This window comes from Microvirga terricola, assembly GCF_011777495.1.
GTDB lineage: Bacteria > Pseudomonadota > Alphaproteobacteria > Rhizobiales > Beijerinckiaceae > Microvirga > Microvirga terricola.
Genome location: NZ_JAATJS010000001.1, coordinates 263348 through 284696 on the forward strand (window position 1 = coordinate 263348; position 21349 = coordinate 284696).

The following is a 21349-nucleotide window of genomic DNA, read 5'->3' on the forward strand; positions in this document are numbered from 1 at the left end:
GCCGAAGCGTGCCATTTTAAGCGGGCACCAAAGCCTTCGGCTCTGCTGGAGCTGTAGAGACCGTAGCAACTCGCCTGCGCTCCTGAGCCGGCGAGCCATACCAATCACTGTGCGCGGGAATGGATTCGCCCTTCATCACCAGCGTCAGCGGGCCGAGCGTCGAGAAATGGCCGAGCTCGGTATCGTAAAGAACCGTCGAGCCCGAGCCCACCGACACACCCGTTCCGACGTGGATGCGCCCCACCTTCATCAGGCGGTCTTCATAGAGGTGAGTCTGCAAGCAGGCATTGGCGTTAATCGCCGCATAGTCGCCGATGGTCACGCAATCGAACTCGGTGATGTCGGTGGTATCCATGTAGATGCCCTTGCCGGTCTTGGTGCCGAACAAGCGCAGCGCCCAGGGCAGGAACGGCGTGCCGCGGAAATGATCGAGAATGGCCTTGCCCGCCATGCCCCAATACATGACCGCCACCGCTTCCGTGCGCAGCGCCCACCACGACCACATGGGGTGCATGGTCGGTTTGTACACGCCCATGAGAAGCCACTTGTAAGCTGCCGAGACGAGCAACTGGACGACCGCAATCACCACGCTGGCGACGACGCACAACGCAAGCGCCGTTCCCCAGCGCCCTTCCGTGACCGGAGCGGTCAGAACCTCCATCGCCATGGTGGCAAAGGTGATGAAGAGCGCGGTCGGGAGCGTGATGTTGAAGCCCTCGAAAAGCGCACGCCCCCATTTCAACCGCTTGGGCGGCTCGTAGGTATCCGTCACAGCGGTGTTGAAGCGCTGGCGCACGGGAAGCTGGATCGGCGGCGAGCCGAACCAGGTCTCGTCCGCTCCAACCTGTCCGCCCTCCGGCGGTTTCGACTTCACGCCGATGAGCGCGCCGCTTGCGATGTCGTAGCCCGGAGGCACGACGGCATCGTTGCCGATGAACACGCGTGAGCCCGTCGTGACGGTGCCGAGCGTCATCCAGCCGCGGCGCATTTCCTCGTCGCCGAGCACCACGTCGTCTGCGATGAAATTCTGATCGCCGAGATCGATGAGGTCGAAACGGCCCGCGAGATTGGTCGAAATCTCCGAGCCCTTGCCGATCTTCGCACCCATCAGGCGATACCAGGCGCGCATATAGACCGTCGCGAAGAGCGATGAGAGCACTTCGAGCATCACCTCGGTCGAAAGGCCGACAAGCCACTTGCGCGCGTAAAGACCGCTATGGACCGAATAGACCCCCGGCCGCAGGCGCGGCAGCACGATCCAGCGGATCGCCGCGATCAGCAGCACGGTTGCAAAAATCATCGTGGCGGCCGCAGGCAGCGCGATGATCGGCATGTAGTAGAGATAGTTGAGGTGAATGTAGGGTTTGAGCGCGATGTGGATGACAAGATCGATCTGCTCCATCAGGTGGAAAGCAGGCACGATCGGGATCAGCGCAATCGGCGGCGCGAAGACCAGCATGGTGATGTAGAATGCGGTCATCCAGCCGCGCCGCGCGGCGCTCGCTTCAGGTGCCGCGGGCAGATGCGTCGGGTCGAGATCGGCGACCTTGACGGCAGGCGAACCGCGCCACGCTTCCCACGCGCCGATGGTTTCACCCGCCGAGACGGCCGTCAGATCCGCAAGCTCGGCTCCCTCACCGATGACGACATCGTTCTCCATGACGCAGGACGAGCCGATGGACACATCGCGTCCAATGGTCACCGGGCCGATGATCAACTCGTTGTCGACGACGCGGGCATTGGAAATCGTCACCTTACCGCCGATGCTCGCATGATCGCCGATCTCGACGAGATCGACAGCGCTCGCATCGATCTCGGAAATCAGCGCATCCTTACCAATCTTCGCGCCGAGAGCGCGCAGATAGATGCGGATGGCGGGCGAGCCCTGGAACCACTTCATGTGGACGAGGCTCAAGAAACGCTGCACCAGCCACAGGCGATAGTAATAGACGCCCCAAAGCGGATAGCGGCCTGGTTTGATGCGTCCGATGATCAGCCATTTCGCGGCAATCGCGATGAAGGTCGTCGCGACATTGACCGCGAGGTAGGCGCCGAAGATGACCGTCATATCCCGCGCGATGGAGGCATCATCACCGGTGATCAGCGTATAGCCGATGAAGATGCAGAGCCACGGCGCCGACATCAGCGTCAGGATGAGCGGCATGGCGGCGGCTTGCGCGAGGCCACACAGCGCACGGCGCAGGAGCGGCGGCGGCGTGAAACCGAGCTCATTCGTCGCGCCGGCATCAGGCCGCATGCGCTCGTCGAGCCGGGCGGCGATGGCGCGCAACGACCGGCCGGAATAGATGTCCTGAAGCGTGATGCTCGCAAAGCGCGGGTTTTCGCGCACCACCGAGACGAACCGCGCCGCCAGCAAAGAATGGCCGCCGAGGTCGAGGAAGAAATCGGCGGTGAATGGCACGACCTGATCGGGGAAAATGCGCTTGGCCGCCGCCAGCAACGCAGCTTCGGTCGCCGTTTCCGGCTCATCCTGTTCGAGGGCGAGGCCTGGTGTCGTCAGCGGCAGAAGTTTCAGCGCCTTGCGGTCGATCTTGCCGGAGGCGGCGAGACGCGGAAATTCGGCGACGATCTCAAAGTGTCCCGGCACCATGTAAGGCGGAAGCCGCTCGCGCAGCAGAAGGCGAAGCTGGATGAGATCGGGCTCGACGCCTTCGCGCGGCAGAAGGAACGCGACGAGGCGATCCAACCCATCGTCCTTGCGCAGCACGACCGCCACCTGCTCGATGCCGGCAAGGCTCACAAGCACCGCTTCGATCTCGCCCGGCTCGACCCGGAAGCCGCGGATCTTCACCTGATCGTCGATGCGGCCCTGGAACACGATGCGGCCCAGCACATCAACGCTGACCGCATCGCCGGAGCGATAGAGCACCGGATCGGACCCATCCGAGGCGAAGGGATTGGCGATGAATTTTTCCGCCGTCAGCTCGGGACGCCCGAGATAACCGGCGGCGATGCCGGGGCCGCCGATCAGAAGCTCACCCTGCTGGCCGGGCGAAACGAGGTTTATCGACTCGTCGACGACATAGCAGGTGTAGTTCGCAATCGGCTTGCCGATGGTGATCGCATCATCGGTCGCAAGTTCGGCCGCGCAGGCGACCACGGTCGCTTCCGTGGGGCCGTAGCTGTTGAAGACGCGCCGGCCATTGCCGACGAAGCGCTCGGCGAGCGCCGGCGGGCAGGCCTCACCGCCAAGGATGACCAGGCGAAGCGAGGGCACCTCGTCGCCGATCATGGCGAGCAGCGTCGGCACCGTGTCGATGACGGTCACACCCGCTTCGCGCATTCCGCGCGCCAGCGCCTCGGTGTCCGCGAGCAATTCCTGCCGGGCAACCCAGAGGCTCGCACCGGCGAGATACGGCACCCAGATCTCTTCCATCGACAGGTCGAAGGCGGCGGAGCAGCCCTGCAGCACGATGTCGTCGGCGTGAACGCCGTAGAGATCGTTCGAGGACCGCAGATAGTGGCAGATGTTGCGGTGCGTGATGAGGATGCCCTTCGGCGTGCCCGTGGAGCCGGAGGTGTAGATTACATAGGCCGGGTGGTCCGGGGTGAGGCCGCGGCTGCGCGCATCGCTGAACCCGCCCGCACTGATCTGCGACAGGGAAACGGGTGTATGGACAGGCACGCCCGCGCCCGTGGCGCTGTTATCCCATCCGTCGGCGACAAGAATGCCTTTGGCCTTCGCATCGCTCAGGCAAATGGCGATGCGGTCGATGGGGGCCTCGGAATCGAACGGGAGCCAAGCAGCGCCGGACTTCGCGATCGCAATCTGCGCGATCAAAAGATCCGAGCCGCGCGGCAGCCAGAGGCCCACAACGTCCCCCGGTCCTACGCCCTGCGCGACGAGGCCCTCGGCCATTGCGGCCGCGCGGCGGTCGACCTCGAGATAGGTCAGGCGAATGTCCGCATCGACGATGGCGAGCTTGTGCGGATTGCTCCGCACCGTCGCCTCGAAAATCTCCGACAGCGTTTCGTCGCGAAGGAACTCTGAGCGGTTCAGGCCGCGGAGGGGATTGGACATAACGGCCACATTTCGGCGAAGGGCGACGAATCGCGTAATACGGTTTGCCGCGCAGGATTTAAACCCTGCCCGGCGGGGGAAGCACACGATGACAACCCGGGCCAGCTCTTCCAGGCGAGAGCGGCCTTTGCGGTCACGGTTGGCTCATATGTCGCCAAAGCCGCGACATAGCCATCATCCATCACGATCAGATGAACGAAAATTTCCGGAAGCGGCGCTTTTGCCGCACGCGCCGGAACAATGCGAAATCCGCCGCCGCGCCGCCGCTCCACGGACAGATGACGCGGATCGACCATCACCTCCCCCGTCAGCTTGAGCGCCGCCTCCTTGATGGACCAGAGGATCGTTTCCGCATGGCCTCGGCTGTCGGAAAGGCTTGGCAGGAGCTTTTGGTCTTCCTCCGCCAAGGCCGCCGAAAGAGCGTCAGGCGCATCAGTAAGGTGCTCGATATCCAGGCCGAGATCGAACCGCTGCGAAATGGCGATGAGAATCCGGTCGCCCGAATGGCTCAGGTTGAAAAAGGGGCCGTCGGAAAGAAAGGGCTTTCCCGAAGGTGCCGTTTCAAAGCGGAGGTCATCCGGGCTCAAGCCCGTCTCCTGCGCGAGAGCAAGGCGCAGCCCGCCACGGCCGAGGCAGTAGGAAAGACGCTCCGGCTGGAGACGCAGACGCGCAGCACGCTCCCGCTCCGCCTCGCTGGCGGTGCGGTCAAAGGCATCGAGGCAGGCAGAGATCAAGCTGTCGGCCGATCGACGACGATCGATTGTGTAGAGCGAGATCACGCGCAGAACTCCGCTCCCATGAGACCTGTTCAGCTGAACCTAAGGTAGCCGACATGAAGCAGCTATGAACGCCGCGACAGCGGTCAGTGTCAACTTTTCCCTATCTTCATGAAGCCTGGCCGAGGCGCCGGGCTCAGTTCACTCTCCGCTGGTCGGGCGCGGGGATGAACTCATCGTTGAAAACATCCTCGATCTTCGGCTTGTGCTTGTAGGCAACAGTCAGGCCGATCTGGTCGAGGGACCGGGCGAACCGATCCTTATCAATGCCGCCGAAGCCGTTTGCCTTGACCCAAGGGGTGAGCATGTTCTCGCTGAGCACCATCTTGAGGCGCTCCAGCTCCACATCCTTCTTGGCGACGTCATTGCGCTTGAGGACGGAATCGACCGCGCCCGCCGGATCCTTCACGGTGTCGCGAACGCCTTTCATGATGGCGCGCAGCAGGCCCTTCACGGCCTCCGGATTTTCCTTGGCGAACTTGTCCGAGACGATGACCGCGTTGCCATAGAGATCGACGCCGTAATCGCTCATGAGGAGAACCACGATGTCCTCCCCCGGAACGCCGCGTGACTTGAGATTGACGTAAGACGACATAGCGAAGCCGAAGACCGCATCGACCTCGCCCTGCGCCAGCATCGGCTCACGCACGGGAAAGCCCACGTTCTCGAACTTCATGCTGGCATCGTCGATCTTGTTGACGGCCTTGAGGATCGGCCACTGCGCATAGGCGGCATCAGCGGCTGGTGCGCCAAACCTCTTGCCCTGCAAGCTCGCCAGATCCTTCGTGATGCCGCGGCTTTTCCGGCCGATGATCGCGAAGGGCGGCCGGTCGTACATCATCATAACGGCTTTGATGTCAGTTCCCGGATTCTCATCGCGGAAGCGGACGAGGGTGTTCACGTCGCCGAAGCCGGCATCGTAAGCACCCGACGCAACTCGCGTGATCGGCTCGCGCGATCCGGCCGCCGGTTCGATGGTCACATCGAGGCCCTCGGCCGCGAAATAGCCCTTGTCGAGCGCAACTGCGAAGGGAGCTGCCGGTCCCTCCCAGCGCCAGTCCAGACTGAAGCGCACCGGTGTTTGCGCCTGCGCAGCCCCCAAGCCGGCAAGAAAAACCGTGCCCGCAACCACGCCCCTGATCCACCCTCGGGCTCGCATCGCACGATCGCCGATCATCTCGTCACCTCTTCGTCTCCGGCCGCTGGCACTCGGGGACCCTGCAGGCCTCTCGGCAATTTCGCGCCATCGTCCCGAAACCTTGTTCATGCAAGCAGAAGGGCGGATTGCGTCAAGTCCCTCCTTTCAGCTTTAACGGGCCTTGGCCGCAAAAGGTGCCGTCGCGCCCTTGACGCCGGCAGTCCAGGTTCCCATGTCAGCGCCGTCGGTGACCGGGCCCCTCTGGCGAGTGCTTCAAAAGCCTCGCGATGTCGGAACCGACAAGGTTCAACGTCAACGGGTTCGGTCAATGCTCGAAGTCCTGCTGCTCAGCTGGCTCGGCAAGCCTCTTTGGATGTGGCTTGCTTTTATCTTTATCGTCATCTCCCTTCTCGCCCTCGATCTCGGCGTCCTCAATCGCAAGGACCATGAAATCGGCGTGCGCGAGAGCCTTGTCATGAGCGCGTTCTACATCGCGCTCGGTCTGCTCTTCGGCGGCTGGCTCTGGTGGAGCTTGGGTGCCGATGCCGGCATCAACTACCTCACCGGCTTCGCGCTGGAAAAAGCGCTCGCGATGGACAACGTGTTCGTCATCGCGATGATCTTCGGCTTCTTCGCCGTGCCGCGCGCCTATCAACATCGGGTGCTGTTCTGGGGCATTTTTGGCGTCATCGTGCTGCGCGCGTTGATGATCGGTTTCGGCGCGGCGGCCATCGCCCAATTCTCCTGGATTCTTTATGTTTTCGCGCTCTTCCTGATCGCGACGGGCGTCAAGATGCTCGTCTTCGCGGATAAGACGCACGACATCGCGCAGAACCCGGTGCTGCGTTTCATGCGCCGCCACTTCAACATGACGGACCAGATGCACGGCCACAGCTTCTTCACCAAGCTGCCGCATGCGACGAGCGGCAAGCCTGCCTGGTTCATGACGCCCCTGCTTCTGGCGCTCGTGCTCATCGAGATCGCGGACGTGATCTTTGCGGTCGACTCCGTGCCGGCGATCTTCGCCATCACGACCGATCCGTTCATCGTCTACACGTCAAACATTTTCGCGATTTTGGGCCTGCGCGCGCTCTACTTCGCGCTCGCGGCGATGGTGCACCGCTTCGACTATCTCAAATACGCGCTCGCGGTGGTGCTGATCTTCATTGGCGCCAAAATCTTCGTCGCCGATGCCTTTGGCCTGGCGAAGATCCCCGCCGTCATCTCGCTTAGCGTCACCTTCGGCATCCTCGCAGCAGGCGTGCTGTGGAGCCTGTGGAAGACGAAGGGCGAGGAGCCTGAAACGAAGCGGGTGACCGGATAAAGACGTGGATGGCCGGATCACATCCGGCCATGACGCTCTGATGGGTTAAACCGGCAGCAAGCCGTCGCTCTTCACCTCCTCCATCACCGCGTAGGTGCGGGTTTCCTTCACGCCCGGCAAGGCGAGGAGGATTTCGCCTAGGAAACGGCGATAGGCGGCCATGTCGGCGACGCGGGTTTTGACGAGGTAGTCAAACCCGCCTGCCACCATGTGGCACTCCAACACCTCCGGCGCGCGCCGCACAGCTTCCGCGAATTTTTCGAAGACGTCGGGCGTGGTCTTGTCGAGGGAGACCTCCACAAAGACCAAAAGCTCCAGCCCGAGCCGGTGCGGATCGAGCCGGGCGCCGAAGCCCGCGATATACCCCTCCCGCTGCAGACGCTTGACGCGCTCGCCGGTCGAGGTCGGCGACAGGCCGACTTTTTCGGCCAGGTCCACGGTGGCGATGCGGCCATCGTTCTGGAGGAACTTTAGGATCTTACGATCAATCCGGTCAATTTCCGTCATTATCCCGGCTCATTGGCTCTTTGACCCTCGTTTATAAGGTGCAACGGGAAAGATTGCCATCGAAACACGGTAATGCGCCTCTTATATTCCCCAAAACACCGGAGGAATTCATGGCCCAAACTGCAACCGCTCCCCTGCCCTTCAACCCGCCCTATGCGGAAGACGACGCCATCATCGCCGCGCGCCTTCTCGAACAATCTCGGCTTTCACCGGAACGGGAGCGGCAGGTCGATAAGCGGGCGCGGCGACTGATCGAGGCGATCCGCGAGAAGGGTGGCGGCCTTGGCGGTGTCGAGGAGATGCTGCGGGAATACGCACTCTCCACCAAGGAGGGCCTCGCCCTCATGGTTCTGGCCGAAGCCTTGCTGCGCGTGCCGGATGCCGCCACCGCCGACCGGCTGATCGAGGACAAGCTCGGCCAGGCCGACTTTGCAGGACACGAGCCGAAATCCGACGCCTTCCTCGTGTCGGCCTCCGCCTGGGCGCTCGGCATCACCGCGCGTATCATTCAGCCGGGCGAAACGCCGGAAGGCATTTTGCGCCAACTCACCAAGCGCCTCGGCCTGCCGGTCGTGCGCACGGCGACGCGTCAGGCCATGCGCGTGATGGGCGACCACTTCGTGCTCGGCCAGACCATTGAAGAAGCATTGAAGCGCGCAAGCTCCAGCAAGGGCCGGCTCTATCGTTATTCCTTCGACATGTTGGGCGAAGGAGCCCGCACGGCGGACGATGCGCGCCGCTATTTCGATTCTTACGCGTCGGCCATCGACGCCATCGGCCAATCGGCGGGCAACGAGCCTCTGCCGAACCGCCCCGGTATCTCGGTGAAGCTTTCCGCCCTTCACCCGCGTTACGAGGCGACGAGCCGCGAGCGCGTGATGCGCGAACTGGTTCCGGCCGTGATCGAACTGGCGCAAAAAGCTAAAGGCTACGACCTCAACTTCACCATCGACGCAGAAGAGGCAGATCGCCTCGAACTGTCGCTGGAGGTGATCGACGCCGTGCTTGCCGACCCGTCTCTGGCGGGTTGGAGCGGTTTCGGCCTCGCCATTCAGGGCTATCAGAAACGCGCCGGCGCGGTAATCGATGCGATTGCCGCCATGGCCGAGCGCCATGATCAGCGCATGATGGTGCGCCTCGTGAAGGGCGCTTACTGGGACACGGAAGTGAAGCGTGCGCAGGAGCGCGGGCTTGACGATTATCCGGTCTTCACCCGCAAGGCGATGACGGACCTGAATTACGTCGCTTGCGCCGAAAAACTTCTGGCGCTTCGCCCGCGCATCTATCCGCAGTTCGCCACCCACAACGCGCTCACCGTCGCCTCGATCATCGAGCGCGCGGGCGGCACGGAGGGTTACGAATTCCAGCGCCTGCACGGCATGGGCGAAGCGCTCTATGCGCGCCTGCTCGAAGATGAACCGACGCTCGCCTGCCGCGCCTATGCGCCGGTCGGCGGCCATCGCGATCTGTTGGCCTATCTCGTGCGGCGGCTGTTGGAGAACGGCGCGAACTCCTCCTTCGTCTCCGTCGCCGCCGATCCTGACGTTCCGGTCGAAACACTTTTGAAAAGGCCCGCCGATATCATCATGTCGCCCGATCACGCACGACACCCCAAGTTGCCCCTGCCCCGCGATCTTTTCGGCAAGGAACGCGCGAATTCCGACGGCGTGGAGTTCGGCAACCGCGACGCGCTCGAAGCGCTTCTCGGCGAAATAACGCAAGGCGCGCGCCAATCCTACAAGGCCGAACCGTTGATCGACGGAAAGTCCGCACCGGGAGAGGCCCGCCCCGTCATCAGCCCCATCGACGGAGCGACAGTTGCCGGTGAGGTTTTAGAAGCGTCCGCCGATGTCGCCGACCGTGCCATCGCCGCCGCCCGCGCGGGCTTTGCCCCGTGGAGTGACACGGACGCCAAGACGCGCGCAGCCGCTTTGGAGCGCGCGGCGGATCTGCTCGAAGCAGAGCGCGGCGCGTTCCTGCATCTTTTGCAGATCGAAGCAGGCAAGACGCTCGACGATGCGATGTCCGAAGTGCGCGAGGCGGTCGATTTCTGCCGCTACTACGCCGCGCAAGGACAAAAGCTCTTCGGTGCGGATGAGCCGATGCCGGGCCCCACCGGCGAGAGCAATGCGCTGCGCATGCGCGGACGCGGTGTGTTCGTCGCGATCTCGCCCTGGAATTTCCCGCTCGCGATCTTCCTCGGTCAAGTGTCGGCCGCGCTGATGGCCGGCAATGCCGTCGTGGCAAAACCTGCCGAGCAGACGCCGCTGATTGCAGCGCTCGCCGTGCGCCTTCTGCACGAGGCTGGCGTGCCCACATCCGCGCTGCACTTCGTGCCCGGCGACGGACGCATCGGCGCGCAACTTGTCGAGAACAAGCACGTGGCGGGCGTCGTCTTCACCGGCTCGACGGAGGTCGCACGCATCATCAACCGCACGCTTGCGGCAAAGAACGGCCCCATCGTTCCGCTGATCGCGGAAACCGGCGGCATCAATGCGATGATCGTGGATGCGACCGCCTTGCCCGAGCAGGTAGCCGACGATGTCGTGACCTCCGCGTTCCGTTCGGCCGGTCAGCGCTGCTCGGCGCTTCGCCTGCTCTGCGTGCAGGACGATGTGGCCGACCGCATGATCGAGATGATTTCCGGAAATGCGCGCGAATTGAAGCTCGGCGACCCGCGCGAGATTTCGACTCACGTGGGCCCGGTGATCGACGGGGAAGCGAAGGACAGGCTCGACGCACATGTGCGCACCATGAAGTCCGGTGCGAAGGTGCACTATGCGGGCGATGCGCCCGCGACCGGCACCTATGTCGCGCCGCACATCTTCGAGCTCGAGAGCCCGAAGGCGCTCAAGGAAGAGGTGTTCGGCCCCATTCTGCACGTGGTGCGCTACAAGTCCGGCCAGCTCGATGACGTGCTGGAGGCCATCGATGCGACGGGCTATGGCTTGACGCTTGGCGTGCACTCGCGCATCGACGCCACTGTGAACCACATCGTGGATCGTCTGGCGGTCGGCAATGTTTATGTGAACCGCAACATGATCGGCGCCGTGGTCGGTGTGCAGCCCTTCGGCGGACATGGCCTGTCGGGCACGGGACCGAAGGCTGGCGGACCGCACTATCTGCTGCGGTTCGCCACCGAGCAGACCGTGACGATCAACACGGCGGCGGCGGGCGGAAACGCCAACCTGATCGCGATGGGAGAATAAGGTGACGGGCGAGACGGATCTTCAAAGGCTCATCGCCTCGATGACGCCTGTCCTCACGCCCGGCACTTATGTTTTCGCCACTCTCGATGCTCCGTCGCTGGAGCTTGTCGCATCCGCCCTCATGCTCTTTCGCGAGGATGAGGGCGTGACACTGATCGTTCCGCAGGCCCTCGCCGAGGCGCACGGCCTCAAGGTGATCTATCCCTGCCGCTGCATCACGCTGTCGATTCACTCGTCTCTGGAAGCCGTCGGCTTTCTGGCGGCCGTGACGGCCGCACTGGCGAAGGCGGGGATTGGCGTGAACCCTGTCTCCGCCTTCTTTCACGATCACCTGTTCATTGCGGATGATCGGGCTGAGGAGGCGATGGTGATTCTGCGGGCGTTGTCGGCGCAGGCGCGCCCTTAACCGATCCGCCCTTGTCATCACGGGCTTGCCCCGGTGATCCCGATCCGTGGAGCACTTTTCTCATCGAGATGGCCGAGACAGGCCCGGCCATGACAACGGGGTGCGGGAGATCCGTTCGAGATTCAGGCCCAAAACAAAAAACCCGGCTCGAAGCCGGGTTTTTTCAAACTCAGTAGTTCAGCGCCGCCTTGGCTTCGCGCAATTGCGCGATCGCTGATTCGGCCGCGTGTTTCGCGGCGAGGTCGTTGGTGGCGTCGTAGGCCATTTCAGCCTGGAGGATTTCCTTGTCCAGGATTTCCTGGGTCAGTTCCTCGGCCGGAAGGGCGCGCTGGGCCAGTACGGTCAGGCTGTTCTGGCCGATATCGGCGAAACCGCCGCGAACCAGGACGCGCTTGCCGTTGCCGGGCTTGTCCGTGATGACCAAAAACCCGGTCTTCAGGGTCGCCATCAGCGGCGCGTGCCCTGAAAGAACCGTCACATCACCATCGGCTGCGGGCAGAACCACCGCATCGACTTGCCCTGAGAACAGTACGCGCTCGGGCGAGACGAGTTCGAAATTGAAGGTAGCCATTTGAGCTCCTCGTCACCCTATCCGCCGGGAACGACGACGCGGGACGTTTGGGGAGGCGCACGATGCCGGACCGCGGCGACCCGCGGCCCGGAAAAGCACTTTTGAATTACGCCGCTTCAGCCGCGAGGCGCTGGGCCTTCTCGACCGCTTCCTCGATGGTGCCGACCATGTAGAAGGCCGCTTCGGGAAGGTGGTCGTACTTGCCTTCGACCAGACCCTTGAAGCCCTTGATGGTGTCTTCAAGCGCGACGAGCTTGCCGGGCGAACCGGTGAAGACTTCCGCCACGTGGAACGGCTGCGAAAGGAAGCGCTCGATCTTGCGGGCGCGAGCGACGGTGAGCTTGTCCTCTTCCGAGAGCTCGTCCATGCCCAGGATCGCGATGATGTCCTGGAGCGCCTTGTAGCGCTGCAGCACCTGCTGGACCTGACGGGCGGTGTTGTAGTGCTCCTCGCCGAGGACGGCGGCCGAGAGCATGCGCGAGGTCGAGTCGAGCGGGTCCACCGCCGGGTAGATGCCCTTTTCCGCGATCGAACGCGACAACACGGTCGTGGCGTCGAGGTGGGCGAAGGAGGTGGCCGGAGCCGGGTCGGTCAGGTCGTCGGCCGGCACGTAAATGGCCTGCACCGAGGTGATCGAGCCCTTGGTGGTGGTGGTGATGCGCTCCTGCAGCGCGCCCATGTCGGTCGCGAGCGTCGGCTGATAGCCCACCGCCGAAGGAATACGGCCGAGAAGCGCCGACACTTCCGAACCTGCCTGCGTGAAGCGGAAGATGTTGTCGACGAAGAACAGCACGTCCTGGCCCTGGTCGCGGAAGTTTTCGGCGACCGTCAGACCGGTGAGCGCGACGCGGGCGCGGGCGCCCGGAGGCTCGTTCATCTGACCGTAGACGAGAGCGCACTTGGAACCGGCGGCAGAGCCTGCCTCGCGCGGATCCACGTTCACCTTCGACTCGATCATTTCGTGATAGAGGTCGTTGCCCTCGCGGGTACGCTCGCCGACGCCGGCGAACACGGAGTAACCGCCGTGCGCCTTCGCGACGTTGTTGATGAGCTCCATGATGAGCACGGTCTTGCCGACGCCCGCGCCGCCGAAGAGGCCGATCTTACCGCCCTTGGCGTAAGGCGCGAGAAGGTCCACGACCTTGATGCCAGTGACGAGGATCTGCGCCTCGGTGGCCTGCTCGGCGTAGGACGGAGCCGGCTGGTGAATGGCGCGGGTGGTCTCGCCGACGATGGGGCCGGCTTCGTCGACCGGCTCGCCGATGACGTTCATGATGCGGCCGAGCGTGGCGGCACCAACGGGCACCGAGATCGGCGACCCGGTGTCGGACACGGACTGACCGCGAACCAGACCTTCCGAGGTGTCCATCGCGATGCAGCGCACGGTGTTCTCACCGAGCTGCTGCGCCACTTCGAGCACCAGGCGGTTGCCCTGGTTGGTCGTCTCGAGTGCGTTCAGGATCTCCGGGAGGTGTCCCTCGAACTGCACGTCGACGACGGCGCCGATGACCTGCGTGATGCGACCGGTCTTGCCGGCGGTGTTGGCTGTCTTGGCCATGTTGGGTTCCTCTCGGATATCGTCAGAGCGCTTCCGCGCCCGAGATGATTTCGATCAATTCCTTGGTGATCATCGCCTGACGCGACCGGTTGTAGGTCATCGTCTGCTTCTTGATCATTTCACCCGCATTGCGGGTCGCACTGTCCATGGCGCTCATGCGCGCGCCCTGTTCGGATGCGGCGTTCTCCAGAAGCGCGCGGAAAACCTGAACGGTCAGGTTGCGCGGGAGAAGCGTCGTAAGAATCTCGCCCTCGTCGGGCTCGTATTCATAGACCGCCTGCGAGGCCGCGCCGGCCGATTCGATCTGCGCAGGCACGATCTGCTGCGCCGTCGGGATCTGCGAGATCACCGACTGGAAGCGCGAGTAGAACAGCGTCGCCACGTCGAATGCGCCCTGCTCGAACAGCGCGAGCACCTTCTGGGCAATCATGTCGCCATGTTCGAAGCCGATCTGGCGCGCCGCGCGAAGATCGACGAACTCGATGATCTGCTCGGCGAACTGGCGGCGCAGGATGTCGTAGCCCTTCTTGCCGACGCAGATGATCTTGACCGTCTTACCCTCGGCCAGGAGCCGGTTGGCGTGATCGCGCGCAAGACGCGCGATCGAGGAGTTGAAAGCACCGCAAAGGCCACGCTCGGCGGTGCAGACGACCAGCAGCTGAACCTTGTCGGAGCCCGTGCCGGCGAGAAGACGCGGCGTATCCGGCCCGACGGTGATGCCGGATGCGAGATTGCCGAGCACGGCGGACATGCGTTCCGCATAAGGACGCGCGGCTTCCGCCGCGGTCTGCGCGCGGCGCAGTTTCGCGGCGGCCACCATCTGCATGGCCTTTGTGATCTTCTGCGTCGCCTTGACCGAGGCGATGCGGTTGCGAAGGTCTTTTAAGCTCGGCATCGAGCGGCCCTACCCTCTCCGGAATTCCGGCTGGATCTTACGAGAAAGACTTGGCGAAGGACTGGACGGCGTCCTTGAGCTTCGCTTCCGAGTCGCTCGACAGATCCTTCGAGGAACGGATCGCCTCGAGGAGATCGGCGTGCTTCGACCGCAGCAGGCTGAGCAGGCCGTCCTCGAAAGCGCGCACGCGGTTCAGCGGCAGCGCATCGAGATAGCCGTTCACGCCGGCGTAGATCACCGCAACCTGCTCTTCCATCTTCAGCGGCGAGAACTGCGGCTGCTTCAGGAGTTCGGTCAGGCGTGAGCCGCGGTTGAGCAGGCGCTGCGTCGTGGCGTCGAGGTCCGAGCCGAACTGCGCGAAGGCCGCCATTTCGCGGTACTGCGCCAGCTCACCCTTGATCTTGCCCGCGACCTTCTTCATCGCCTTCGTCTGGGCCGAGGAGCCCACGCGCGACACCGAGAGACCGACGTTCACCGCCGGGCGAATGCCCTGGTAGAACAGGTCCGTCTCAAGGAAGATCTGGCCGTCGGTGATCGAGATCACGTTGGTCGGGATGTAGGCCGACACGTCGTTGGCCTGCGTCTCGATGACCGGCAGAGCGGTGAGCGAGCCCGCGCCTTGGCTGTCATTGAGCTTCGCGGCGCGCTCGAGCAGACGCGAATGGAGATAGAACACGTCGCCCGGATAAGCCTCGCGGCCCGGCGGACGGCGGAGCAGCAGCGACATCTGGCGGTACGCGACGGCCTGCTTGGACAGGTCGTCATAGGTGATCACGGCGTGCATGCCGTTGTCACGGAAGAACTCGCCCATGGCGCAGCCGGCGAACGGCGCCAGGAACTGCATCGGGGCCGCATCGGACGCGGTCGCCGCGACGATGATCGAGTATTCCAGCGCGCCGTTCTCTTCGAGAACCTTCACGAACTGGGCGACCGTCGAGCGCTTCTGACCGATGGCGACGTAGACGCAGTAGAGCTTCTGGCTCTCGTCGTTGCCCTGGTTCAGCGGCTTCTGGTTCAGGATGGTGTCGAGCGCAATCGCGGTCTTGCCGGTCTGGCGGTCACCGATGATCAGCTCGCGCTGGCCGCGGCCGACCGGGATGAGGGCGTCGATGGACTTGAGGCCCGTCGCCATCGGCTCATGCACCGACTTGCGCGGAATGATGCCCGGGGCCTTCACGTCGACGCGGCGACGCTCGGTAGCCTGGATCGGACCCTTGCCGTCGATCGGATTGCCAAGCGCGTCGACGACGCGGCCGAGCAGGCCCTTGCCGACCGGCACGTCCACGATGGCGCCCGTGCGCTTCACGGTCTGGCCTTCGGCGATCTCACGGTCGGAACCGAAGATCACGACGCCGACGTTGTCGGTTTCGAGGTTGAGGGCCATGCCGCGCACGCCGCTCTCGAACTCGACCATCTCACCGGCCTGGACATTGTCGAGGCCATAGCAACGGGCAATACCGTCACCGACGGACAGGACCTGACCGACTTCGGTGACTTCAGCCTCGGTGCCGAAGTTCTTGATCTGCTCTTTGAGGATCGCGGAGATCTCAGCGGCTCGAATGTCCATCAGCGGACCTCTTTCATCGCTAGACGAATGGAATTGAGTTTGGTGCGCACCGAAGCGTCCACCATGCGGGAGCCCATCTTCACGATGAGACCGCCGATGAGGCTCGGGTCGATCTTGACGTCGAGTGCGACGTCAGCCTTGGCGACCTCGCGCAAAGTCGCCTTGATTTCGGTCATGACCTGGTCGGAAGGAGCCTCCGCCAGAACCACCTGGGCCTTCACGATGCCCTTCGCGTCGGCGACGAGGTCGCCATAGGCGCGGATCATGTCCGGCAGCGCGAAGAGACGGCGCTTGGAAGCGACCAGGCGAATGAAATTGCCAGCAAGACCGGAAATGCCGGCCTTGTCGAGAAGGGCGCCCACGGCTGCCGCCTGCTCTTCCGCCGTGAAGACGGGGTTGCGGATCAGGCGCTGCAGGTCGGCGCTGCCATCGATGAGCTTGCCGAAGCGGTCGAGGTCGCCGGCGACGGCGTCGACCGACTTCGCTTCCTGAGCGAGTTCGAACAGCGCCGAAGCGTAACGGAGGGCTACACCCGACAGGAGGGGTCCTTCTTGCGAACCGCTTTGCGCCACGTCAACGTCTCTCTCAAGTCTCACGAGGTTCGAACCGGCTGAAGCCTCGGGATACAAGGCTTGCGGGAACCCCGTCAGGTCGGTGGAAATGAGCCATCAGGCGGGAACCTTCTCCGCCCGTCAGGCGGGGGTGGACTAGCATGGGAATTTCGCATGTGCAAGGCGAGCCCCGCCAAGTTTTCGCCAAGATTTGGGAGACGCGCCAAAACGCCCCAAAGGCTTACAGCTCCAGCACTGCGATCCCGCAATTCTGAAGGCGTTCCCCGGTCAGGCCGTGGAAGAAGGTACCGTGGCCGACGACGGCGATGAGACGCTCGGGCCGGGCGGCGAGCCATTCCCGGAACAGCGCGACCCGGCCGGCCATGGTTTCCGTCGGCTCGACTACGAAACCGCGGGGATCCGGCTCCCCGTCCTTGTGCCACCACACCTCTTCCAGGTGGTCGAAGGCGAGATGCGGGAAATCCCGCCGCAGGAGCGCCGGGGCGCGGCCGACGTCGCAGCTGTTCTCCAGCCGTTCCCGGTGCAGGCTCTCGACCTGGATTCGGGACGCGGCGGGATGGTCTTTGAACAGGCCTAGGGTCGTCTGGATGGCGCGGGTGAGCGGCGTGGTCACGATCAGATCGTAGGTATGATCCCGCACCGTCGCCGCCGCTTCCGCCACCTGCTGGTGGCCCAACTCCGACAAAGTCGCGTCGAAATGAAGCGGATCGCTCCAGACGCCGTCCGGCTCCCGGGCCGCATAGTGGGCATTGAAGGTCGATTGCCCGTGCCGGATGCAGTGAACGATCTTGGCCATGCCGATTCCTTGTCCTCGCGGTTGAATTACAAAAAGCTTTGCGGGTCCACGTCGATGGAAACCCTGATGTTGCCCCGAATCTTCGGGCAGCGGCCAATCCAGCCGCGCAAGTACCCCTGGAGATCGACCTCGCGCTCGGTTTTCACCAGAAGCCGGTAGCGATAGCGTCCCCGGATCAGCGCCAGCGGGGCCTCGGCGGGGCCGAGCACGGTGACGCCGGGGGGCGGCTCGGCGCATTTCGCCATGGCGCGGGCGTGCCCCTCCGCCGCCTCGCGCTCGGTCGCGGAGACGATGAGGGCCGCGAGCCGTCCGAAAGGCGGCAGGCCCGCCAATTCCCGCACGCGGGTCTCTTCCCGATAGAATCGCTCGGCATTCCCTGAGACCAGCGCAGCGATCACAGGATGATCCGGCTGCCAGGTCTGCACCAGCGCCCGGCCGGGCTTTTCGCCACGCCCGGCGCGGCCCGTGACCTGCTGCAGAAGCTGGAAAGTCCGCTCGGCGGCGCGGGGGTCGCCCGAGGTCAGGCCGATATCGGCGTCAAGCACCCCGACCAGCGTCAGAAGCGGGAAATTGTGACCCTTGGCCACCAGCTGCGTGCCGATGACGATATCGAACTCACCCGCCGCGATGGCGGCGAGTTCCGCCCGCAGGCGCTCGGTGCCGCCGGGAAAGTCGCTGGAAAGCACGATGCGGCGCTTGTCCGGAAACAGCTCCGCCGCCTCTTCCGCGATTCGCTCCACCCCTGGGCCGCAGGAGACGAGCGAATCGACGCTACCGCAGGAAATGCAGGCATGGGGCGTGCGCTCTACATGGCCGCAATGGTGGCAGACCAGCGAGCGGCGGAAGCGGTGTTCCACCAGCCAGGCCGAGCAATTGGGGCATTCATAACGGTGGCCGCAAGAGCCGCAGAGGGTCAGCGGGGCATAGCCGCGCCGGTTCAAGAAAAGCAGCGCCTGCTCGCCCCGCTCCAGCGTGTCCCTCATGGCCCCGACCAGACTCGGTGAGAGCCAGCGCCCGCGCTCGACCTTTTCGCGGCGCATGTCGACGGAGCGGATCTGCGGCATCTGCCGCCCGCCGAAGCGCTCCGGCAACTCCACATGACGGTAGCGCCCGCGCTCCACATTGACCCGGCTCTCGATAGAGGGCGTAGCGGAGGCCAGAATCACCGGCGCATTTTCGATTCGCCCCCGCACCACCGCCATGTCGCGGGCGTGGTAATGCACCCCGTCATCCTGCTTGTAGGCGGTCTCGTGCTCCTCATCGATCACGATCAGGCCGAGATCGGCATAAGGCAGGAAGAGCGCTGAGCGCGCGCCCGCCACCACCTTCACCTCGCCCGAGGCGATGCCCGCATAGAGCCGTTCGCGCTTGCGGCCCGAGACGCCGGAATGCCAGGTCGCGGGCTTCACGCCGAACCGGGCGGCGAATCGGTCGAGGAACTGCGCCGTCAGCGCAATTTCGGGCATGAGGATCAGGGCCTGACGCCCCTGCCGCACCGCTTCGGCCACCGCCTCGAAATAAACCTCGGTCTTGCCGGAGCCGGTCACGCCTTCAAGCAGGGTGACGGGAGCCGGCTGTTCGGCCATTGATTCGACAAGGGCCGCCGCCGCGGCGCGCTGGTCATCGGAGAGGTCGGCTTGGCCGAAATCGGGATCCGGCGGTTCGGCGGCGGGCTCGGGCAGGAGCGCGACGGTCTCGAAGGTGCCCTCGTCGATCAGCCCATCGATGACGCCCGTGCTGACGCCTGCCTCCTGCGCCAGTTCACGCTTGAGCCGCACCAACCCATCCTGCGCGATCTCGACGACCTGCTGGCGCGCGGGCGTCATGCGCTTCGGCAGGGGGCCGGCCAGACGCACCCCGACACGAACCACCTCCGCCCGCTCGCCGTCCGGCAGCTTGAGGCCCATGGCGAGGACCGAGCCCTTGGGCGCGAGGGTGTACCACGCGATCCATTCCAGGAACTTCCGCATCTTGGGCGATAGGCCGGGGACCTCGATGCGGTCGGTGATTTTCTTGAGGTTGCCGCCCTGCCCGTCTCGCTGGCCCCAGACGACTCCCACCACTTCCCGGTTGGCGAGCGGCACCTGGACCACGTCGCCCTCCTTCAGGGCGAGGTCTTGGGGCACCGCATAGCTGTAGGCCGTGTCCAGGGCGAGCGGGATGAGGACATCGGCGATCTTTGAGGTCATCAAAAAGCGCGCGTGAGGATTGGTCGGGGGCGATTGATAGACGAGTTATGCCTGCTTTGTCTTTTCAAAAGCGAGCTTCGTCCAGCTCACGCCGGGACGTTTGTGCATGTCTTCGGACTGGATCATCTGGAGAAGCTCAAGGCCCGCAGTCTTCGCCGCCTCGACGAACGGCGCAATCGGCACCTCGAACATCCGCGCGCCTGCCGGCACCGGGCCCTTGCGGATGCTCATGAGCAGGCGGCCACCCGACTTGAGAAGAGACAGCACGTTCGGCAGCGCGCGCTGCCGCTCTTCTTCGGTGAGATGCATCCAAACAGCCGTCATCAGGACGAAATCCGCCTCGATGCCGAGAGCGCGCGCACGCGACAGATCCGGCAACAGATCGTCGCACCAAATGATGGCCGGGTCAGGATGGAGGCGCTGGCCATGCGCCCGCATTTCAGCGGTCGGCTCGACGGCGATGACGGAAAAGCCCCGCGCGGCGAGCGCCGCCGCATCGCGCCCCGTCCCCGCGCCGATATCGATGGCCTGCCCGCCCTGCGACACGAAGGCGGTGAGCGGCCCATAAACACTATCGAACGTCACGCTCTCGTAGCGCACGACCAAAGAGTCAGCGTTTTCCGCATAACCCGCATTGCTCGGAAGGCTTTGGGCCGAATCGGTCATCGATCATCCCTTCGTTTCATGGCCCCCGAGTATTCCGTGGAGTTCACGCTTTTGAAACAGCAGGGCTCCGATACTCCACGCCATGAGTTCACCAAAGCCCGCCTCGCCCCTCGATCTCGCCCTGCCCGGCGCGGAGGATACCCGTCGGGAGACGATGCAGTGGCTGACCTCGCTCGCCAAGGAGCGGCGGCTGTCCGCAAAAACCGTCGAGGCTTACGCGCGGGACTTGCGGCAGTTCCTGACCTTTCTCACCGGCCATCTCGGCGAAGCGCCCACCGTGAAAGCGGTCTTAAGCCTCAAGCCCCTCGACATCCGCTCCTTCCTCGCGGCGCGGCGCATGGAGGCGGTGGGAAGCCGCTCCCTCATGCGCCAGCTTGCGGCGCTTCGTTCCTTCGCGCGGCATCTGGAGCGGGAGGGCTTTGGTACGGCCTCGGCGTTTGCGGCGATTCGCACGCCGAAGGTGGACAAGAACCTGCCGCGCCCCCTCTCCGCCTCATCCGCCGTCGCGGTCACGGATACGGAGGTGCGCGCGGGCGAGAACCGTAAACCCTGGATTCTGGCGCGCGATGCTGCCGTTCTATCGCTGCTCTACGGTGCGGGCCTGCGCATCTCAGAGGCTCTCGGCCTCCAGCGTCGCGACGCGCCGATCCATGGCACCGATTCGATTACGGTGATGGGCAAGGGCGGGAAGCAGCGCAGCGTGCCAGTGATTCCGGCGATTCAGCGCGCGGTGGAGGAGTATCTGCATCTCTGCCCCTACACGATCCCGCCGGAAGGCCCGCTCTTCGTCGGCGCGCGCGGCGGGCCGCTTTCGCCGCGCATCATCCAGCTCGCGGTAGAGGAACTGCGCGGCGCGCTCGGCCTGCCGGACAGCGCCACGCCCCATGCGCTCCGCCACTCCTTCGCGACGCATCTTCTGGCGCGCGGCGGCGACCTGCGCGGCATCCAGGAACTGTTGGGCCACGCCTCGCTCTCGACAACACAGCTCTACACGAAGGTCGATGCGACGCGATTGATGGATGCGTTCGATGCAGCCCATCCGAGAGCGCGGCGGTGATTGCCCCTCCCCTCTCGTGAGAGACAGCGCACAAAAGAAAAATGGCCGGGCAAACCCGGCCATTTCAGACATGTTG

The 21349-nt window shown here is 64.2% G+C and carries 16 protein-coding genes; 4 read left to right on the forward strand and 12 right to left on the reverse strand.

Annotated elements, in window-relative coordinates; genetic code table 11:
- Nucleotides 1–16: 16 nt before the first annotated feature.
- The 3 genes from HB375_RS01200 to HB375_RS01210 all read right to left on the reverse strand — a co-directional run bounded on the left by HB375_RS01200 (nucleotide 17) and on the right by HB375_RS01210 (nucleotide 5995).
- Nucleotides 17–4042 carry a Pls/PosA family non-ribosomal peptide synthetase gene (locus HB375_RS01200; RefSeq protein ID WP_167671125.1) on the reverse strand — a complete coding sequence of 1342 codons (4026 nt, stop codon included), beginning with the start codon at nucleotides 4040–4042 and terminating at the stop codon, nucleotides 17–19.
- Complete coding sequence (locus HB375_RS18005) at nucleotides 4018–4821, reverse strand: 4'-phosphopantetheinyl transferase superfamily protein (protein WP_167671126.1); 804 nt, start codon at nucleotides 4819–4821, stop codon at nucleotides 4018–4020. The genes HB375_RS01200 and HB375_RS18005 overlap by 25 nt, the downstream gene beginning before the upstream one ends.
- Nucleotides 4822–4954: 133 nt before the next feature.
- A complete protein-coding gene (locus HB375_RS01210) occupies nucleotides 4955–5995 on the reverse strand; it encodes an ABC transporter substrate-binding protein (RefSeq protein WP_167671127.1) in 1041 nt (346 codons plus the stop codon).
- A 289-nt stretch (nucleotides 5996–6284) separates the two neighbouring features.
- Between HB375_RS01210 and HB375_RS01215 the strand changes: the two genes are divergently transcribed.
- Nucleotides 6285–7280: a TerC family protein gene (locus HB375_RS01215; RefSeq protein ID WP_167671128.1), complete on the forward strand. Its 996-nt coding sequence runs from the start codon at nucleotides 6285–6287 to the stop codon at nucleotides 7278–7280.
- Nucleotides 7281–7325: 45 nt separating this feature from the next.
- On the opposite strand, the gene HB375_RS01220 is transcribed toward HB375_RS01215, so the two are convergent.
- Nucleotides 7326–7787, reverse strand: a complete 462-nt coding sequence (locus HB375_RS01220) for an Lrp/AsnC ligand binding domain-containing protein (RefSeq protein ID WP_167671129.1) — start codon at nucleotides 7785–7787, stop codon at nucleotides 7326–7328.
- A 110-nt stretch (nucleotides 7788–7897) separates the two neighbouring features.
- Here HB375_RS01220 and putA point away from each other — a divergent pair, with 110 nt between their 5' ends.
- Nucleotides 7898–10996 carry a bifunctional proline dehydrogenase/L-glutamate gamma-semialdehyde dehydrogenase PutA gene (gene putA, locus HB375_RS01225; RefSeq protein WP_167671130.1) on the forward strand — a complete coding sequence of 1033 codons (3099 nt, stop codon included), beginning with the start codon at nucleotides 7898–7900 and terminating at the stop codon, nucleotides 10994–10996.
- 1 nt (nucleotide 10997) lies between these two features.
- Complete coding sequence (locus tag HB375_RS01230; protein WP_167671131.1) at nucleotides 10998–11402, forward strand: ACT domain-containing protein; 405 nt, start codon at nucleotides 10998–11000, stop codon at nucleotides 11400–11402.
- A gap of 169 nt (nucleotides 11403–11571) precedes the next feature.
- Here HB375_RS01230 and HB375_RS01235 read toward each other — a convergent pair whose 3' ends face one another.
- The 8 genes from HB375_RS01235 to HB375_RS01270 form a co-directional block, all read right to left on the reverse strand.
- Nucleotides 11572–11973 carry a F0F1 ATP synthase subunit epsilon gene (locus HB375_RS01235; RefSeq protein WP_167671132.1) on the reverse strand — a complete coding sequence of 134 codons (402 nt, stop codon included), beginning with the start codon at nucleotides 11971–11973 and terminating at the stop codon, nucleotides 11572–11574.
- Nucleotides 11974–12079: 106 nt separating this feature from the next.
- Entirely contained in the window at nucleotides 12080–13531 is a 1452-nt protein-coding gene (gene atpD / locus HB375_RS01240) for a F0F1 ATP synthase subunit beta (protein ID WP_167671133.1), read from the reverse strand.
- A gap of 22 nt (nucleotides 13532–13553) precedes the next feature.
- Nucleotides 13554–14426, reverse strand: a complete 873-nt coding sequence (locus HB375_RS01245) for a F0F1 ATP synthase subunit gamma (protein ID WP_167671134.1) — start codon at nucleotides 14424–14426, stop codon at nucleotides 13554–13556.
- 37 nt (nucleotides 14427–14463) lie between these two features.
- A complete protein-coding gene (atpA, locus tag HB375_RS01250; protein WP_167671135.1) occupies nucleotides 14464–15993 on the reverse strand; it encodes a F0F1 ATP synthase subunit alpha in 1530 nt (509 codons plus the stop codon).
- Entirely contained in the window at nucleotides 15993–16565 is a 573-nt protein-coding gene (locus HB375_RS01255) for a F0F1 ATP synthase subunit delta (RefSeq protein ID WP_167671136.1), read from the reverse strand. Before HB375_RS01255 ends, atpA begins: the two co-directional genes overlap by 1 nt.
- Nucleotides 16566–16785: 220 nt before the next feature.
- Nucleotides 16786–17361: a histidine phosphatase family protein gene (locus tag HB375_RS01260; protein ID WP_167671137.1), complete on the reverse strand. Its 576-nt coding sequence runs from the start codon at nucleotides 17359–17361 to the stop codon at nucleotides 16786–16788.
- A 26-nt stretch (nucleotides 17362–17387) separates the two neighbouring features.
- A complete protein-coding gene (locus tag HB375_RS01265) occupies nucleotides 17388–19550 on the reverse strand; it encodes a primosomal protein N' (protein ID WP_167671138.1) in 2163 nt (720 codons plus the stop codon).
- Between the two features lie 45 nt (nucleotides 19551–19595).
- A complete protein-coding gene (locus tag HB375_RS01270) occupies nucleotides 19596–20216 on the reverse strand; it encodes a class I SAM-dependent methyltransferase (RefSeq protein WP_167671139.1) in 621 nt (206 codons plus the stop codon).
- A gap of 82 nt (nucleotides 20217–20298) precedes the next feature.
- Between HB375_RS01270 and HB375_RS01275 the strand changes: the two genes are divergently transcribed.
- Nucleotides 20299–21273 (forward strand): tyrosine recombinase XerC, encoded by a 975-nt coding sequence (locus tag HB375_RS01275; protein WP_167671140.1) that lies wholly within the window; start codon nucleotides 20299–20301, stop codon nucleotides 21271–21273.
- The last annotated feature ends 76 nt before the right edge of the window (nucleotides 21274–21349 follow it).

Coding starts and splice junctions, on each gene's coding strand:
- HB375_RS01200 (WP_167671125.1), bottom strand. CDS start 4,042: ATGTCCAATCCCCTCCGCGGCCTGAACCGCTCAGAGTTCCTTCGCGAC.
- HB375_RS01210 (WP_167671127.1), bottom strand. CDS start 5,995: ATGATCGGCGATCGTGCGATGCGAGCCCGAGGGTGGATCAGGGGCGTG.
- HB375_RS01215 (WP_167671128.1), top strand. CDS start 6,285: ATGCTCGAAGTCCTGCTGCTCAGCTGGCTCGGCAAGCCTCTTTGGATG.
- HB375_RS01220 (WP_167671129.1), bottom strand. CDS start 7,787: ATGACGGAAATTGACCGGATTGATCGTAAGATCCTAAAGTTCCTCCAG.
- putA (WP_167671130.1), top strand. CDS start 7,898: ATGGCCCAAACTGCAACCGCTCCCCTGCCCTTCAACCCGCCCTATGCG.
- HB375_RS01235 (WP_167671132.1), bottom strand. CDS start 11,973: ATGGCTACCTTCAATTTCGAACTCGTCTCGCCCGAGCGCGTACTGTTC.
- atpD (WP_167671133.1), bottom strand. CDS start 13,531: ATGGCCAAGACAGCCAACACCGCCGGCAAGACCGGTCGCATCACGCAG.
- HB375_RS01245 (WP_167671134.1), bottom strand. CDS start 14,426: ATGCCGAGCTTAAAAGACCTTCGCAACCGCATCGCCTCGGTCAAGGCG.
- atpA (WP_167671135.1), bottom strand. CDS start 15,993: ATGGACATTCGAGCCGCTGAGATCTCCGCGATCCTCAAAGAGCAGATC.
- HB375_RS01260 (WP_167671137.1), bottom strand. CDS start 17,361: ATGGCCAAGATCGTTCACTGCATCCGGCACGGGCAATCGACCTTCAAT.
- HB375_RS01265 (WP_167671138.1), bottom strand. CDS start 19,550: ATGACCTCAAAGATCGCCGATGTCCTCATCCCGCTCGCCCTGGACACG.
- HB375_RS01270 (WP_167671139.1), bottom strand. CDS start 20,216: ATGACCGATTCGGCCCAAAGCCTTCCGAGCAATGCGGGTTATGCGGAA.
- HB375_RS01275 (WP_167671140.1), top strand. CDS start 20,299: ATGAGTTCACCAAAGCCCGCCTCGCCCCTCGATCTCGCCCTGCCCGGC.